Origin of the sequence: Streptomyces sp. S.PB5, assembly GCF_030403745.1 — a bacterium.
In the GTDB taxonomy this organism is placed as follows: domain Bacteria; phylum Actinomycetota; class Actinomycetes; order Streptomycetales; family Streptomycetaceae; genus Streptomyces.
Genome location: NZ_JAQMWP010000024.1, coordinates 17,773 through 32,603 on the forward strand (window position 1 = coordinate 17,773; position 14,831 = coordinate 32,603).

Genomic DNA, 14,831 nt, shown 5'->3' on the forward strand with positions numbered 1-14,831 from the left:
CTGGGTTCCTCACCTTGTCGTTTGACTCCGTCAGGGACTGACGTAGTCGCCCCACCAGAAGGTTGCGACGTAGGCCCGTCCAAGTGCCGCTTTGCCTCGCCCGCCCCTGCCATGGATGACGATCAACGCCAGAACGAACCAGACGGTGAGGCATCCCGCGACGATCAAGGTCCAGCGAGGGCCTGCGGCAATGGTGATGACGATCAAGGCAATGATCGTCAGGGTCAGTCCGATGTGGCCGTCACTGATGTCCGTGCCGGGCTTGTTGCCGCCTGTCATGAGTACCCCCGCTGAAGATCACGCCGTCCTGCGTCAGAGCAGCCTACGGGGCTCTGTCGGCACTGTCAGTGCTGCTTGAACGACGGGGCTTGGTGCCCTTCTTATGGTGAGCGGGGCGGCTGTATGCCTCGCCGGTCGCCAGGACGCGGCCCACGTCATGGCGGATGGCCGGGCGGATGTTCTTCGAGCCCGGTGGCCGCCCTGGCCCGGGTCGGGACGGTTTGGGTGCACCGGCCGGAGAGCCGGTCTTCGTGCGCAGGTTCCTGAACCCGCGCCGGACGTGGGCGGGGGTGAGTCTGTTCGGCTCGGCCGGCTTCTCCGAGGGCCTGCGGAGGTCGGTGGCCAGCGGTCGGGTGAGCCGGAGTTGGGTGTAGGCGGCGATCACGAGCCAGATCCACCGGTCGGCCGCTTCCGAACTGCGAAGCCGGGGCTTGGTCCAGCCGAGTGTCTGCTTGCGTAGGCGGAAGGTGTGCTCCAGGTCGAAACACCGGAGGAAGGACTGTCGGCAGCGGTCGACGTCCGACGTGCTGGCTGCGGTGCCCGACCACCACAGCCAGAGCGGCTTGTTCACCCCGCCAGACGGCAGCTTCTCCACGGTGAGGCGGATGACAGTGCCCTCGATGAGGGACAGTGGTCCGTCGTGCTCGATCCAGGCCGCCCGCCGGGTGAGCCTGGGGTGCAGCCGGTCCCATGCCCGCGCAGTCGCCTTGCCATAGCAGCGGGTATCGGTGACCGTCACGGCCTGCTCGACGCCCCAGGTGGAGGGATCGACGAAGACGAATTCGCCACCGTGCTCGGGAGGCCGGCCGCCCAGGGGGGTGGGCCAGCGCGAACTCGTTGCGGGAGGGGGCCGGCCGCCGCATCACCCGGTCTGAGCGGAGCCGACCGAGGATCTCGACGGGCAGGCCGGCCAGCAGATGGGCGATGCGGGGCGCGTCGTATCCGGCGTCCAGCACGACCAGGACGTGCGGGTCGCCCGGCTTCCACTGGCCGGCCTCGACGAGCTGCTCGACGACCTCGCGAAGCTGGACGCTGGTCACCGCAGCGACATCGGCGCCGGGCTGGGCTCCAGACGGACCGCGTCCAGCACCGCTGTCCACGACGTACGGCCTGTCTCCAGCGCGGCCACGATCGAATACGGCCGGCCGGGCACCATCTGGTGTTTGCCCTCGCCCCGGCCGAATGTGTAGCAGGAGGCCCGGCGGCGCCCAGCCCGCTCGCCTGGTTGACAACCGAACCTCCAGCGGCCGGAGCCCGCCCTCCCCGCAGGGGAAACGCCCGCGAGCTCCAGCCCTCGTCCTTGCAGCCGGTTTTCGAGTCGGGGCGCACTCCCGCACGCCCCGAGGCCGCGAGGACGATCCCGCGCGAGGATCCCGCGGAAGGGGAGCCACACGGGTCCTCGCGCCGGCGGCCGTCGTCCATCGCCGACCAAGCGGCGGCCGCCCCTCATCACTGTCCCAGTCCTATGCGCGTCGGGGGCCGGATCGCCATCGCTCGTTGGGGATTCCCTCACTGCTCGGCCAGAGCCGACCCGCCGTCACCACACGGCCGCCACCACAGCAGAGGCCACCACGAGCACGGCCACCGGCACCACCCGCACCATCCACGCTGACAGTCCGCATTCGCCCGGCACAGCATGATCTGCACATCCCACGACGTCTGTCGGCGCGGACATCCCGCAAGAACTGAACAACTCGCCACACCGGGCGCAGCCACTGTCCTCCCCATGAAGCCAGTACGCACCCGTCAGCCCCGCGAAGGTCACCGTAGTCCGGCCTTCTTCCGCCATACCCCACTGAGCGGCGGCATCATGGCGGGCCGTCTGCTCAGCGACCTCATCCCAGGGACGCGAGGTCGAGTGGGGCGGCCTCTACGACCCGCGCCGCATGGCTTCCGTGGTCCGCGAAGGGGCGTCGCTCCTGAAGCATCAGGCCCAGGTGGCCCGGCACCTCGTCGGCGACCGGCTGCCGCCCCTGCCGGGGCCCGCACCACAGGACATCGCTCCGGGCGACGGCGCCGTGGTGCGGGAGGGCGGCAGTGCGCCGTTCACCGTGACGAGAACGGTCAGCTCCAAGCGGTCTCGGCCCCATGCACCCACCTCGGCTGCGTCGTGGCCTTCAACCGTGCGGAGCGGACGTGGGAATGCCCGTGCCACGGTTCCCGCTTCGCCCCGGACGGACGGATCCTCCAGGGCCCCGCCGTACGGCCATGGGAGAAGCTCAACCTCTGATCGGCTCCGTTGAATGGGGGTGCTGTCAGCCCGGAGTGCCGAGTGATCTGACGCAGAGAGAAGCTGGCCGTACGTACATACCTCGCCGCCGTGGCGGACAGCAGTTCCGCGCCCCCCGCCCGCACGAATGCCCAGTCGAACATCGTCCGGGGCGAGGACTGCAAAAGCGCCACCGCAGCAGCGAGGATTCGCCTACGTCTGTTGCCGGCGGGTACTCGCGAGGGCCTACGCGCTCTCCGGGCTGTACGGGCAGGCGGACTCTGCCGTGCGTGCCCCCCTTCCGCCGCGCGCCGCGGACTCGCGGCTGCGGTTCACCGTGGACACGGTCCCCGCCTTCTCCTCGCGTGAGCGCAGGCGCACCATCACGTCCCGCAGGGGTCGCAGGGAGATGACGGGAGAGCCGTACTGCAACGCCTCCCCAGGAATGAGGTTGATCTTGAACCGCTGGTTGATCATCGCCACGATGATCCGCAGTTCGAGCAGAGCCATGGAATTGCCGACACACTGCCGCGGCCCCGCTCCGAACGGGAAGTACGCCATGCGGGGACGCTCCCGCACGGCCTGCGGAGTGAAGCGGTACGGGTCGAAGGCCACCGGGTTGTCCCAGTGGCGCGGGTTGTGGTGCGAGGCCAGGGGCGAGAGCAGGATCGACGAGCCGGCCTCTATGTCGTAGCCGTCGAGGGCGTCGGGGCCGACTGCGGCACGCGGGAAGATCCAGATGGGCGGATACATCCGCAGGCTCTCGTCCACCACCATCTGCGTGTACGTCAGACCGGCCGCTGTGTCGGCGTCAGGCGTGCCGCCGCCCAGCACACCGCTGACCTCCTCGTCCAACTCGGCTTGCACGTGCGGGTGGTTGGCGATCGACAGCAGCGTCCAGCACAGGGAGACGGCCGTGGTCTCGTGGCCCGCCAGATAGATGGTGAGCAGCTCGTCCCGCAGCTGCTGGTCGGTCCACGGCTCGCCGGTGGCCGGGTCCTTGGCCTGCTCCATCAGAGCGATCAGCGGCCCCTCCCCGGTCCGGGCGTAGTTCTTCCGGACGTCTGCGACCACCTTGTCGAAGACCTGGTGGATGTGGGCGATCTTGCGCTGACGGGCGGTGGGCAGCCAGGACGGAAGCATCTCGGACGGCGTGCCCCGGCGGAACATGACCTCCACCACATCGTCGACGATCTGCTTCAGTACAGGCGCCGCGGGCTTGATGTCGTAGGCGAACAACGAGCGGCTGAGCGTGACCAGCGTGAGCCGCAGCATCTCGGTCATCAGGTCCACGGGCTCGTCCCGCGCGGCCTTGGCCTCCCACTCGTCCAGCATCTCGTTGGTGGCCCCGACGATGTTGGGGACGATGTCGCTGACCGCGTTCTTGAGGAACACCGGCTGCACCGCCCGGCGGTGCCCGCGCCAGAACTCTCCGTCCGTGGTGAGCAGGCCCTTTCCCATGACCACGCCGAACTGCTCGTACAGCGGCCCGCGGACGTAGTTGGCGTTGTTCTCCACCAGCACCCTGCGCACCGCGTCAGGGCCGGTCACCTGATGGGCCGTCATCGGTCCGAGTCGCATGCGGACCATCTCTCCGTAGTCGCGCTGGAGGCCGAGCAGGAACTCGGCGGTGTTGCGGCGCCAGGGGCCGAGGCTGCCCAGGAGCGGAGAGCCCTTGGGGCCGGGGGCGGCAGCGGCAGGAGTGGCTGTGGGCGTTGTGGCGGCTTTGGTGGTGTTCATCGCGGGTCCTTGCCTGGTGCGGTGGTGCAGGTGAGAGGTGCTGTCCGTCGGCCCGCCGGCTTCGCGCCGGCCGGGGTGGGCTGCCCGGCGCGCTTGTGCGGCACCGGGAACACACGCCGCACGAAGAGGTGGTCGAAGACCGCGTCCGGGGCCAGCCGTCGCAGCGCGATGGTGCTCCGGGCGAGGAAACCGACGGTGTAGCGGGCGCGGGGGCGCTGCCTGAGGACGGCGCGTTCCACGACGCGGGCCACGTCGTCGGCGTGGACGGTGAAGGTGCCTGCGAGGGTGCGACGGCTCCCGGTGTAGATCGCGTCGAAGTATTCGGCGGTGCGTTCGCGGAACTCGTCGTAGACCTCGCTGACGGACGGGAGGTTGTCCACGTATGTGGCGCCGAAGTTGGTGGTGCGGACGGGGCCGGGCTCGATGAGTACGACCCTGACGCCGAAGGCGGCCGTCTCCAGCCGGAGTGCGTCGCTGAGCGCCTCGACGGCGTGCTTGGACGCCTGGTAGAAGCCCCCGCCGGGGGCCGCGTAGCGGCCGAAGATCGACGAGATGTTGACGACGGTGCCGGTGCCCGCGGCCCGCATGCCGGGGAGGACCAGCTGGGTCAGGCGGGCCAGTCCGAAGACGTTGGTCTCGAACTGCCGCCGCATGCCGGCCAGTCCGATCTCCTCCACGGCACCGGAGGCGGCGAACCCGGCGCTGTTGACGAGCGTGCCGACCGAGCCGTGTTCCGCTTCGACGGCATCGACGGCCGCGCGCATGCTGTCCTCGTCGGTGACATCCAGCCGCAGTGTGCGGATGCCTTCGGCCTCCAGTCCGGCGAGTGTCTCCGGCCTGCGCGCGGTGGCGTACACGAGCATGCCGGCTCGGTGCATCCGCAGGGCGCAGGCCCGTCCTATGCCGGACGAACAGCCGGTGATCAGTACGGGGTTCGGTCGGGTGTTCACGATCTCCCTCTTCTCTCGGCTTCTCTCGGCCGGATCGGGCCGTTTGGGACGGGGCCCCCCGGAAAGGAGCCGTATATGTATCACCGAATCGTGGCCGCGAAGCTGCGCAACGCGTTTTCCGACATCAATTCCGGCAACTGGCAGTCCATGGTGGACACACTCGCACCCGAATTCACCTACGTCTTCTACGGCGAGCATGCACTGTCCGGTGAGCGGCATACCGTCGAATCCATGAGCCTGTGGTGGCAGCGGGTCTTCCGGCTCATTCCCGAGGCCGAATTCGAGCCGCAGGAAATCATCATTTCCGGTGGTCCCTGGCTGACCAAGGTCGCCACGCGCGTACGGATCGGTGGGCCGCTGCCGGACGGCACCCGCTACGACAACGTGATGACCCAGTTCATGTATCTCAAGTGGGGGCGCATCACCGAGATCCACACATTGGAGGACACCGTCGTCCTTCAGCGGGCGCTCGACCGGATCGCCGCCTCCGGCAACGCCGAAGCCCACGCCGAGCCCATCACGGACGAGACCGCGCGGGCGGCCCGCCCCGGATGACATCCCGGTCACCGGCGTCCGGCATCGGCACCTCCGAGGTGCCGGTGCCGACGCGCGTTCAGCCGAAGGCGCCCAGTTGCTTCGCGAGGTCGAACGCGTCCAGGGAGAACCAGCTCTCCACGATCACTCCGTCCCGGAATTCATCGATGACGATTCCGGGGATGGCGAACTCCCGGCCAATGGCCGGAATCCCCTCGTAGGGCTCTCCCGTGTGGGTTCCCCTTGCGGTGAACCGGCTGACGACCTTTTCACCCTCCAGGATCCAGTCGTCCACCGTCACCTGAAGGTCGGGGAAGGAGGCGCGCTGGATCCGCACCCATTCCTTGAGGTGCTCCACGCCCTCCTCGCGGTTCGGAGCCGTCCCGTGGCTGATGTGGTCGGCGGCGGCACCCTCATAGATGACGTCGAGATTTCCCTTGTTGAGGCACTCCTCGTAGTAACGTTCCAGAACGGCCTTGTTCTTCAGGGTGTTCGGCATGCTCTCTGCTCCGCTTCTCTGTGTGATGTTGGTTTCTCTGTGAGATGTCGGCAATTGGCCAACATGTCAATCGCTTGCGACAGGGCCTTCAAAACCTGTCAGCGTCATGACGCGAGCGCCCGAGGACGCGCTCGACACCTTCCATGTGCCGAGCAGGGGGTCCCCTTCGATGACGGAATTCCCGTCCTCCTCGGCGTGGAGCGTGACGCGTCCGACGGTCAGCGGGTCGACCGAGACCGAGAGTCCTGTCCCCTGCTGCGCGCACAGCCGCACCACGTTCTCCAGAGCGGACACGGGGAGGATGGTGCGTGGCACGGCGGGTGTCGCCCACAGATCGTTGGACGCGCTGGGGCGTACCTCGCCGGCCCATCGACCGTCCGCGGCGCGAGTCCACTGCGCGCGGGGCACCAGTGACGAACGCCAGCGCAACACAGGAAGCCCTGAGCGCCACGTCGTCATCCGGGTGACACCGCTGCGGGGAGGAGCGGGTGAGCGCGTGTCCCCGGGCGTGTACACGATGCGTGCCTTCGCCTCCGGGCCCTGACCGCCGTCACCGGGCCGCCGGAAGCGGACCTCGACTGTCCAGGAACGTCCGTCGTGGACACCCCTGAGCTCGCGTTCCCAGAAGGTCGTGGGGCCGTCGAGCCTCAACAGGTCCAGGGGGATGACGATGTCCTCGACGCAGTCGACACTCAGCTCCGGGAAGTCCGGGGGTACGACCCACTCCGCGCCCCGAACCGCGTTCTCCAGCAGCAGGCTCACCGGGACCGCCTCGGCGCCGTCCACCAGGAAGTCCGTCAGGACCGGCGCCGTCGCCCGGTCGAAGTGGACCCGCGACACCAGCCGGGCGTGCGGCTCGTAGGAGATCACCTCGCCGAGGTGGTGGATCTTCGGGTAGACCTCGGCGTATCCGGGCAGGTCGGGCACGACCGGGTAGCCGGTGGCCTGGCCGGGGTCGATGGCGCCGCCCAGCGGTCCCACGAAGGTGACCTCACCGGCGGTGCCCGCCAGCAACTCGTCCTGCCACTTGGCGAGACCGTCCGCGACGCCGAGCGGAGCCATGTAGCGCCGCGTCGCCGAGAAGTTCGCGATGAGGCCGATGCGGTCCCAGGTCGGCCAGGCGAGCGTCATCACCGGGCAGGCCGCCCGGCGATCCGCCCACCGGCCCAGCCGGGCAAGTCCCTCGTTCGCCGCGGCGTATTCCAGCTGGCCGACCATGCCGCCCAGCCGCCCGGTGAGAGAGCCCACGTTGCAGAGGAACTTGAGCCTGCTGCCTGCGAGTTCACCGTGTTCGACGAGTTCACCGAGTTCGCCGAGTTCGCCGAAGAGGTTGAGAAAACCCTCGATCTTCGTCCCTACAGTCCGCAGGACGTCGTCGTCGGTCTTCTTGGGCAGCCTCGCCGCGTTGTCCACGCCCGCGTTGTGCACGACGCCGGTCAGCGCGCCGCCCTCCCGCTTCAGCAGCGCGCGCACCTGCTCCCGGTCGGTGAAGTCGCACTGGACGTATTCGATGCGCAGGCCGCGCTTCCGCGCGGTGGTGATGTTGCCTGCCAGCTCCCACAGGCGGCGGGTGCGGGCGATGTCGCGGCGGATCTCGGGCAGCGGGCGTCCTTGGCGGCTGCCCGACCACAACTGTTTCTCGTACTCCTTCAGTTGCGCCTCGCCCGCGCCCCACCAGGGTTCGCCCTCGGAGGGGAACGGCTCCCGGCCGGTCACCAGGATCCGCATGCCGTGCTCCTGCGCGAGGGTGCGGGCCAGCTCCCAGCCGATGCCCCGCCCGCCGCCCGAGATCAGGACGCAGTCGTCGGCGCCCAGTCGCAGGGCGGGAGGACCGACGGGGCGCGCGACGGGAGACAGCGTGAGGCGTCGTCCGTCGCGGTGGCCGACCTCGATCTCGCCCGGCCGGCCCAGCTCGCTCGCGACGATGCCGGGCAGTTCCGCCACGGCGGAGAGCGCGATGTCGACGACCCGGGCATTGCAGTTGGGCAACTCCCGGTGCAGTGTCTTCGCCAGTCCGGCCCAGATGCCCCCCAGCGGCTGCGCCAGGTCGTCGTCCGGATGGTGGCCCATCCCGCCGCCGAGATAAGTCACGGCCAGGTAGAACAGCCGCCGCGCGGAGGTCTCCGCGGCCCAGTCCTCGTACTGCTCGCGCAGCGCGGCCACGGTGCGCAGCAGGGGTTCGCGCCACACCTCCACCAGGTCAGTGGTGGCGTGCGCGGCACCACCCACGGTGAGGTCGACGATCGCGTCCACCGCACCGTCGCCCGCGGCCGGCGCGGCCGTGGCGGGCGTGCACAGGCGCACGCACGCCCCGTGCGAGGTCAGTTCGCGTTCGACCCCCTCGGCGCTCGCGTCGTCGCCGGCGAGCAGCAGCACCCGCATCCCTGCCAGACGGGGCGTCACCCCGGTGCGGGGCGTCACAGTGGCGGGCTGCCACACCATCCGGGTCGTCGGCTGCACCGACGGGTCGGCGCTCGCCTCCCCGATGCGGGCGGACACGACGGCCGGCGGCGATTCCTGCGGGGACGGCAGCATGATGCGCGTTCCTTCCTGGTCGCGCCGGTCAGGCACCTTGGGCGAGGACGGCTCGGTCACCGGCGGGGACGGCTTCGCCCGTCCGGGCGTCGACGTAGCCGATCAGGGCAGCCCGGAGGTCCTTCATCTGCAGGACCATCCGGCCGTCGGGACGGGCCGCCACGAAGCGGTTCTCCACCCGGTCGGCGGACAGGCCGAATCCAGGAGGTGTGGCGTACAGGTCGATGCGGCTACCACCGGTCGACAGGGTGTGGTCGTTCGCCTCCTCGTAGAGGTCGATACGACGGATCGACAGCGGTGCGGCGACCGGCACCAGCCGGCCGTCCACCAGGTCAAGCACTCCGACCCTGGCCAGACCGTCCAGCAGCACGCACGGGACGGTGAACCGCTGCCACACCGGGTCGCCCGAGGGAAGCGAGAGGTCGTAGCGTCCCCGCTTGCCCCGGGGATGGATGCCGGTGCCGGTCGTCGACACGAACGGTCCACTCAGCCGGACCGGCGATCCCGGCTGGTGGTACGGATCAGGGACAGGGGTGTCGTCCGCGCTGTCCCACGGATCCCATCGGGGGGCGTCAGCGAACGTGTCCGCCAGAAGCACACGGGCCGCGAAGTGCAGCCTGTCCTTGACCAGTACGACGCCACTCGGCGCCACCACGTCCTCGCAGACCTGGACTTGTACGACCGTCAGGTCCCCTTCGTCCTCGACGATCTCCGCCTTGATGCGCTTCGGTGCCGGGACGTCGCGGTACACCCGCAGGAAGTGCTCGAACCTCAGATCCTCGAAGGCGACCACGTGCCGGCCCGGCACCAGATGGCGGGCCGCCTCCGCCGCCAGTTCGGTCACGAAGGTGCCGGGCAACGTCGGTTCGCCGCGCACGGTGTGGTGATCCAGATAGGCGTCGGTCCGCAGGTCGAAGGGGCACTCGAACTCCGCCGACCGGCCGTCCGAGTACACCACACGGCGCAGGAAGAAGCCGTCAGGCCCTTCCGCCCGGTCGGTTCGGCCGGCTCGGGACCCTGCGGTGTCACGCGTCAGATAGCCGGGGTAGAACTTCTCCACCGTGGCCTCCTCCGCGTCACCCAGGTGCACGACGGAGGGCCGCCGGACAGGGGCGTGCAGCTCCTGCACGAAGTGGTGAACGCCCTCGGGCACCGGCATGCTGCTGTACGAGCCGGCCCGTTCGTAGTACGCCGTCGTCAGTTCGCCGGCGCCCATGCCGACGCTCGACCACAGCGTCCATCCGATGGTGACCTCCGAGTGGTCCGAGGTGGCCGCCGCGTGGGTGGACGCGCTGCCCAGGAAGTCGTTGGCGGCGGCGTAGTCCGCTTCACCGAGCTGACCGAAGTAGCCCAGCAGCGAACCGAAGTTGCACCACAGACGCGGCGGGGCGTCGCGCAGCGCGTGCTTCAGGTTCAGATACGACTGCACCTTCAGGTCCCGGATCGAGGTGAACTCCGCGAAGTCCTTGTCGCGGATGAGGGCCGAACGCTGCAGCCCCGCGGCGTTGATGAGCAGGTCGATCCGCCCCTGCTCCCGCAGGACCTGGCCGAGTGCCTTCTCCACCTCGGCGCCGTCGCGCATGTCGCAGGTCCGGTAGGTGACCCGCTCCGCACCACTGTGCGCCGCCATCTGACGCAGATTCCTGCGGGACTCGCGCGCGTTGAGCATCCGGTCGAACTCCTTGGTGATGCTCGCGACGTTCCTGCCCTCGCGTTTGGCGAGTTCGGCGGAGATGTACGCGGCCCTGCCGGCGGCGAACTCCTCGTCGGTTCCGGCGAAGACGGAGGGCGGATAGGCGTCGAGTGCGTTGCTGCCGAGGACGTGGATGTGTGATCCGAACTCCCTGGCGAGCGACTTGACCACCTCGGCGGTGATCCCCCTGGTACCGCCGGCCACGACGACCACGGAGTCCCGGTCCAGCGCGGCCGGCGTCGCCTCGTCCAGCGTGACCGGCTCATCCCGCAGCCGCCAGGTGCTGCGCACACCGCCGATTTCCGCGACCACGGGAAAGTTGCGATCGGCACGGCTCTCCTCCTCAACGCTCCGTACCGCTGCCTCCACATCGCCGCCGGAGGTGAGGAACGCAAGGCTGCCGCCTGCGGACAGTTCCAGGCCGGCGCTCTTCAACAGGCCGGTGAAGAGACCGGAGAAGGGGTGCGGTGTGCCGTCGGACACGGCGCCGAGCAGGAGCATCGTCAGGGCCGAACCGGGCAGGGCCAGGTCGTCGTAGGCGCACTGAACGGCCAGATACGCCGCGTCGTTCAGGGTCAGCAGCGATGAGGTGGTGCCCGGTACGTAGGCCTGGTCCGGCGGCATGGCGCGGCTGAGGTCGCTCAGCACCCGTAGCTGGGTGAGCGGCCTCCCCACGCCCGACAGTACTTCGCGGACCGTCTCCGGAGTGACCCGCGGCAGGTGGTGCCAGCCGGGGCGCGAGACGTCGAACGGGGTGGTGGACAGGACCGTGAGCGTGGAATCCGGGCCCGCCACCCGGGCCAGCAGGGCCGGGGCGTCGGTGACGACGACGGCGCCGTCCGGCAGAAACGGTGCCGGCTCGCGGACCGGGTGCGCAGGAGCGGCTTCCAGCACCGGTGTCCGGCGCCGGACGCGCAGCGGCTCGCCGGCTTCGGTGTGGTCCGTCGAACGGAAGCTCTCGCGAAGCGTTCCGGTCGCCTCGGCGGCCTTGGCGCCCCCGGTGGACCCGGCGGACCCGGCGGACCCCGCGGCCCCGGTGGACCCGGCGGACCCGGCGCCCCCGGCTCGCCCGCTCTGCTCGGGGCCGTTCCGCACCGAGGCGTCGTCCATGACGCCGGGGATGGTCAGCCTGAGCCCCGCCCCCGCCGCGTTTGAGTTCCCGGCGCCGGTGACCGTCGCCCTCCCCGCCGGCCCGTGCAGGGCCCTGAGGACGGCCAGCCCTCCGGCCGCGCCCAGGTAGCGGGCGTTCTCCGGTGCGTTGGCCCCGCACAGCACGGTTTCGGGCTCGGGCTCCGTCGTGCCGTCCAGGGTCTCGTCGACGTAGGCGAGAACGGGCAGGTCCGCACGGAGCGCCCGTTCCTCGGTCGTCAGCGCGAACAGGAAGGCGCCCTCGGCCAGTTCCTTCTCCCGCTCCGGCAGCAGGTCACCGATGAGGGAACGGTACTCCGGGAGGCTGTTGCCGTTGATACCGCCGGCCAAGGCGAAGTCCAGCTCCCCGGTGCGCAGATAACGACTGGCCAGGGTGATCGACGACAGAGCAGAGGCGAAGCCCGAGTCCAACGTCATGTTGGAGCCGTTGAGGTCGAAGTAGTTCGCGACCCGGGCAGCGATGATGTTGGGCATCTGACCGGGGAAAGAATCCTCGTTGGACTCCGGGATCATCGAACGCACCTGTTCGCGCAGCCGGTCCAGTACGCGCGGTAACTCGGCGGCCCCGGCGGCCGGTGACGCGGCGAGCGCCTCGCCGACGTCGTCCAGGTAGCACCGGTTCGCGTACAGCATCGCGGCCCTGGTCGGCCCCATGTGCCCCACGAATACCCCGGTCTTCGGTGCCTGTTCGCTCCAGAAGTGCGGCATCTGATCCCGGAGTTGGTGCGCGCACTCCAGGACCATCAGCTGGCACCTGTCCAGGGCGCGGATCGTCTTCGGAGGCAGCCGGACCTTGTTGAACGGCGGCACCGGATAGTCCGTACCGAAGCTCTTTCGCGGCTGCCTGCCGCCCGCAAGCCAGCTCGTCACGTCCTCACGCCCGTCCAGGCCCGGCACATGGGCCGACCAGCCGACGAGGGCCACTCGGCTGTCGGTGGCAGGGGCCTTCGTGGTGGGGGCCTTCGTGGTGGCGGTCGCCGCCACCGATGCCTCGGCCGGGGTGCGGCTCTCGGAGACGATGAGGTGGGCGTTCGTACCTCCGAAGCCGAACCCGGAAACGGCCGCCAGCCGGGGCCGCTCCCCGCTCGCCGGCCAGTCCCTGGGCTCCGAGGTGACCTCCAGCCCCGTGTCGGCCAGCCGGAAGTCGGCGCGGGGCGTGTCCAGGCGGAACTGGCCGGGGATGGTGTCGTGCTCCAGGCCCTTCAGGCTCTCGATGAGCGAGACGACGCCCGCGGCCCAGCCGGTGTGGCCCAGCAATGACTTGTTGGAGGTGACGGCCGTCGGAGCGGAGGTGCCGAAGTGCTCCCGCAAAGTGGTGAACTCCTCCAGGTCACCGGCGGGCGTGCCGGTCGCGTGCGCGTTGATCCACTGCACATCGGCGCTGTCGACCTCACCGCCCTCCAGCGCCCGCTGCACCGCCAGCCCCTGCCCCTGCGCGTTCGGCGCGTAGATCGCCTTTCCCTTGCCGTCGGAGGACGAGCCGAAGGCCCGCAGCACCCCGAGCACCTGGTCGCCGTCCTGCCGGGCTGTGCGCAGCCGCTTGAGTACGACCAGGGCGGCGCCGTCCGCGAAGATCACGCCGTCGGCGCTCTCGTCGAGGGCCTGCACGGTGCCGCGCTTCGACAGGCCCTGGAGCTTCGAGAACAGCACGGTGCCCCGCGGCGCCAGCGCGAAGGCTCCGCCGCACACGGCGATGTCCTGTTTGCCCATCAGCAGGCCCTTGGCCGCGATGTCGATGGCGTACAGCGACGAGGAGCAGGCGGTGTCGACCATATGGAGTTCGGTGGACGGCGGAAGAACCCCGTCCATGGCCACTTCGCCGACCCGGTGGGGAAGGAAGCGCGAGGGGGAACGGACGCCACGCCGGTACCGGCCGGAGAGTGTCCGGTCGATGCCCTCTCGGAGCGTGTCCCGCCGCTCGTCGGGGACCTGGAGACCATCGACGATGCCGTGCGTCAGCCGGGTCACACTCTCCAGGACGCCCGCCTCCTCCAGGTGCTGGCTGCCGTCCGGGGTGTAGCCGACCACGAAGGAGCACCTGTCGGTGTCGCGGTGACGGACGCCGTCGAGTGCCTGCACCAGGCTGTGGCGCAGCCACATGGTGGTGAGCTCCTCCTCGCCCGGACCGCCCGGCATACCCTCCAGGGCTCCTTCTGCGGCGGCGAAGTCCGTGATGAACACGCACTGTTCGGCGTACGCCTTGTCCTCGGCGGCCAGATCGAAGGAGTGGAAGCTGTCGTGCTGCCAGCGCTCACGGGGGACCTTGACGAAGAGCTCGTCCCCCGTCGTACGCAGCTTCCAGAACTCATCGGGGCTGTTGGCCCCGGCGACGGCCATTCCCATGCCGACGACGGCGATGGCGTCGTCGCCGAACTCGGCCGGTTCGTGCTGGTCGTGCTGGTCGTGCTGGTCGTGCCGGGCGGGCTGGACCTCGGGCGTCGCCTCGCCGCCCTCAGCCGGAGGCGAGAGAAGGGCGGCGCCGAGCGTGAGGCCGCCGTCGGCCAGGATGACCTGTCCGGTGATCCACCGGGCGTCGTCGGAGGCGAGGAAGGAGACGAGCGCGGCGAACTCCTCCGGCCTGCCGAGCCGTCCCCAGGGGGTGGCCCGTGCGATGACGTCCTGCATGTCCCCGGCCTGGGGGAACTTGTCCGCCACCTCGCTGCTCAGCATGGCGGCGGACGCGGTGTTGACCCGGATCCCCGACGGCGCCAGTTCCACGGCGAGATAACGCGAGGCGGCCTCCGCCGCGGCCTTCGCCGGAGCGCATGCCGAGTAGTTGGCCATCACCATCTGCGAGCCGCCGAGTGCGGAGACGGTGACGATGGAGCCGCCACCGCCCCGCGCCATCAGCGGCGCGGCAGCCCGCGAACAGCGCAGTCCGCCCTTGTAGTTGGTCTCGATCGCCTTGTCCAGGTCGGCGTCGGTGACCTCGTCCGGCGGCAACAGGGCACCGTTCGCGGCGTTGTTGACGAGGATGTCGAGCCTGCCGTGCAGCCGGTCGATCTCCTGGAACATCCGGTCGACCTGTTCCTGCCGGGCCACCGAGGCCCGTACGAGGTCGACCCGGGCGCCTTCCGCCACGAGTTCGTCGCGCGTCTGCTTGGCCTGGTCGTGCGAGTGGAAGTAGTTGAGGACGATGTCGGCCCCGCGTGCGGCGAGATCCCGCACGATGGCCTTTCCTATCCCCCTGGATCCGCCGGTCACCAGCGCCACCTTGCCGGTGAGGTCCTTCATCGCATGCAT

The 14,831-nt window shown here is 69.8% G+C and carries 7 protein-coding genes and 2 pseudogenes; 2 read left to right on the plus strand and 7 right to left on the minus strand.

Annotated elements, in window-relative coordinates; genetic code table 11:
- Window positions 1-30 precede the first annotated feature (30 nt).
- Together PH203_RS42060 and PH203_RS42065 are read right to left on the minus strand one after the other, a co-directional pair.
- On the minus strand, window positions 31-279 hold the full coding sequence (locus PH203_RS42060; RefSeq protein ID WP_289927385.1) for a hypothetical protein: 249 nt from the start codon (window positions 277-279) through the stop codon (window positions 31-33).
- Window positions 280-322: 43 nt separating this feature from the next.
- Window positions 323-1,480 (minus strand): annotated as a pseudogene (locus PH203_RS42065) (transposase); the annotation flags it as partial.
- A 594-nt stretch (window positions 1,481-2,074) separates the two neighbouring features.
- Here PH203_RS42065 and PH203_RS42070 point away from each other — a divergent pair.
- Window positions 2,075-2,509 (plus strand): annotated as a pseudogene (locus PH203_RS42070) (Rieske 2Fe-2S domain-containing protein); the annotation flags it as partial.
- Window positions 2,510-2,734: 225 nt separating this feature from the next.
- Here the strand turns inward: PH203_RS42070 and PH203_RS42075 are convergent.
- Both PH203_RS42075 and PH203_RS42080 read right to left on the minus strand, forming a co-directional pair.
- The gene (locus PH203_RS42075; RefSeq protein ID WP_289927386.1) at window positions 2,735-4,228 is read right to left on the minus strand and encodes a cytochrome P450; all 1,494 of its coding nucleotides are present in this window, start codon (window positions 4,226-4,228) and stop codon (window positions 2,735-2,737) included.
- Window positions 4,225-5,178, minus strand: a complete 954-nt coding sequence (locus tag PH203_RS42080; protein ID WP_289927387.1) for an SDR family NAD(P)-dependent oxidoreductase — start codon at window positions 5,176-5,178, stop codon at window positions 4,225-4,227. Before PH203_RS42080 ends, PH203_RS42075 begins: the two co-directional genes overlap by 4 nt.
- A gap of 90 nt (window positions 5,179-5,268) precedes the next feature.
- On the opposite strand from PH203_RS42080, the gene PH203_RS42085 reads away from it, so the two are divergent.
- Entirely contained in the window at window positions 5,269-5,733 is a 465-nt protein-coding gene (locus tag PH203_RS42085; RefSeq protein WP_289927389.1) for a nuclear transport factor 2 family protein, read from the plus strand.
- 58 nt (window positions 5,734-5,791) lie between these two features.
- On the opposite strand, the gene PH203_RS42090 is transcribed toward PH203_RS42085, so the two are convergent.
- From PH203_RS42090 to PH203_RS42100, 3 genes are all read right to left on the minus strand, one after another.
- Window positions 5,792-6,211 carry an ester cyclase gene (locus PH203_RS42090; RefSeq protein WP_289927390.1) on the minus strand — a complete coding sequence of 140 codons (420 nt, stop codon included), beginning with the start codon at window positions 6,209-6,211 and terminating at the stop codon, window positions 5,792-5,794.
- Between the two features lie 66 nt (window positions 6,212-6,277).
- Window positions 6,278-8,746: a KR domain-containing protein gene (locus tag PH203_RS42095; RefSeq protein ID WP_289927392.1), complete on the minus strand. Its 2,469-nt coding sequence runs from the start codon at window positions 8,744-8,746 to the stop codon at window positions 6,278-6,280.
- Between the two features lie 28 nt (window positions 8,747-8,774).
- Entirely contained in the window at window positions 8,775-14,831 is a 6,057-nt protein-coding gene (locus tag PH203_RS42100) for an SDR family oxidoreductase (RefSeq protein WP_289927394.1), read from the minus strand.

What these genes read in the sequence shown, in the direction of transcription:
- PH203_RS42100 (WP_289927394.1), bottom strand. Translation starts at nt 14,831, where the DNA reads ATGCATGCGATGAAGGACCTCACCGGCAAGGTGGCGCTGGTGACCGGC.
- PH203_RS42095 (WP_289927392.1), bottom strand. Translation starts at nt 8,746, where the DNA reads ATGCTGCCGTCCCCGCAGGAATCGCCGCCGGCCGTCGTGTCCGCCCGC.
- PH203_RS42090 (WP_289927390.1), bottom strand. Translation starts at nt 6,211, where the DNA reads ATGCCGAACACCCTGAAGAACAAGGCCGTTCTGGAACGTTACTACGAG.
- PH203_RS42075 (WP_289927386.1), bottom strand. Translation starts at nt 4,228, where the DNA reads ATGAACACCACCAAAGCCGCCACAACGCCCACAGCCACTCCTGCCGCT.
- PH203_RS42060 (WP_289927385.1), bottom strand. Translation starts at nt 279, where the DNA reads ATGACAGGCGGCAACAAGCCCGGCACGGACATCAGTGACGGCCACATC.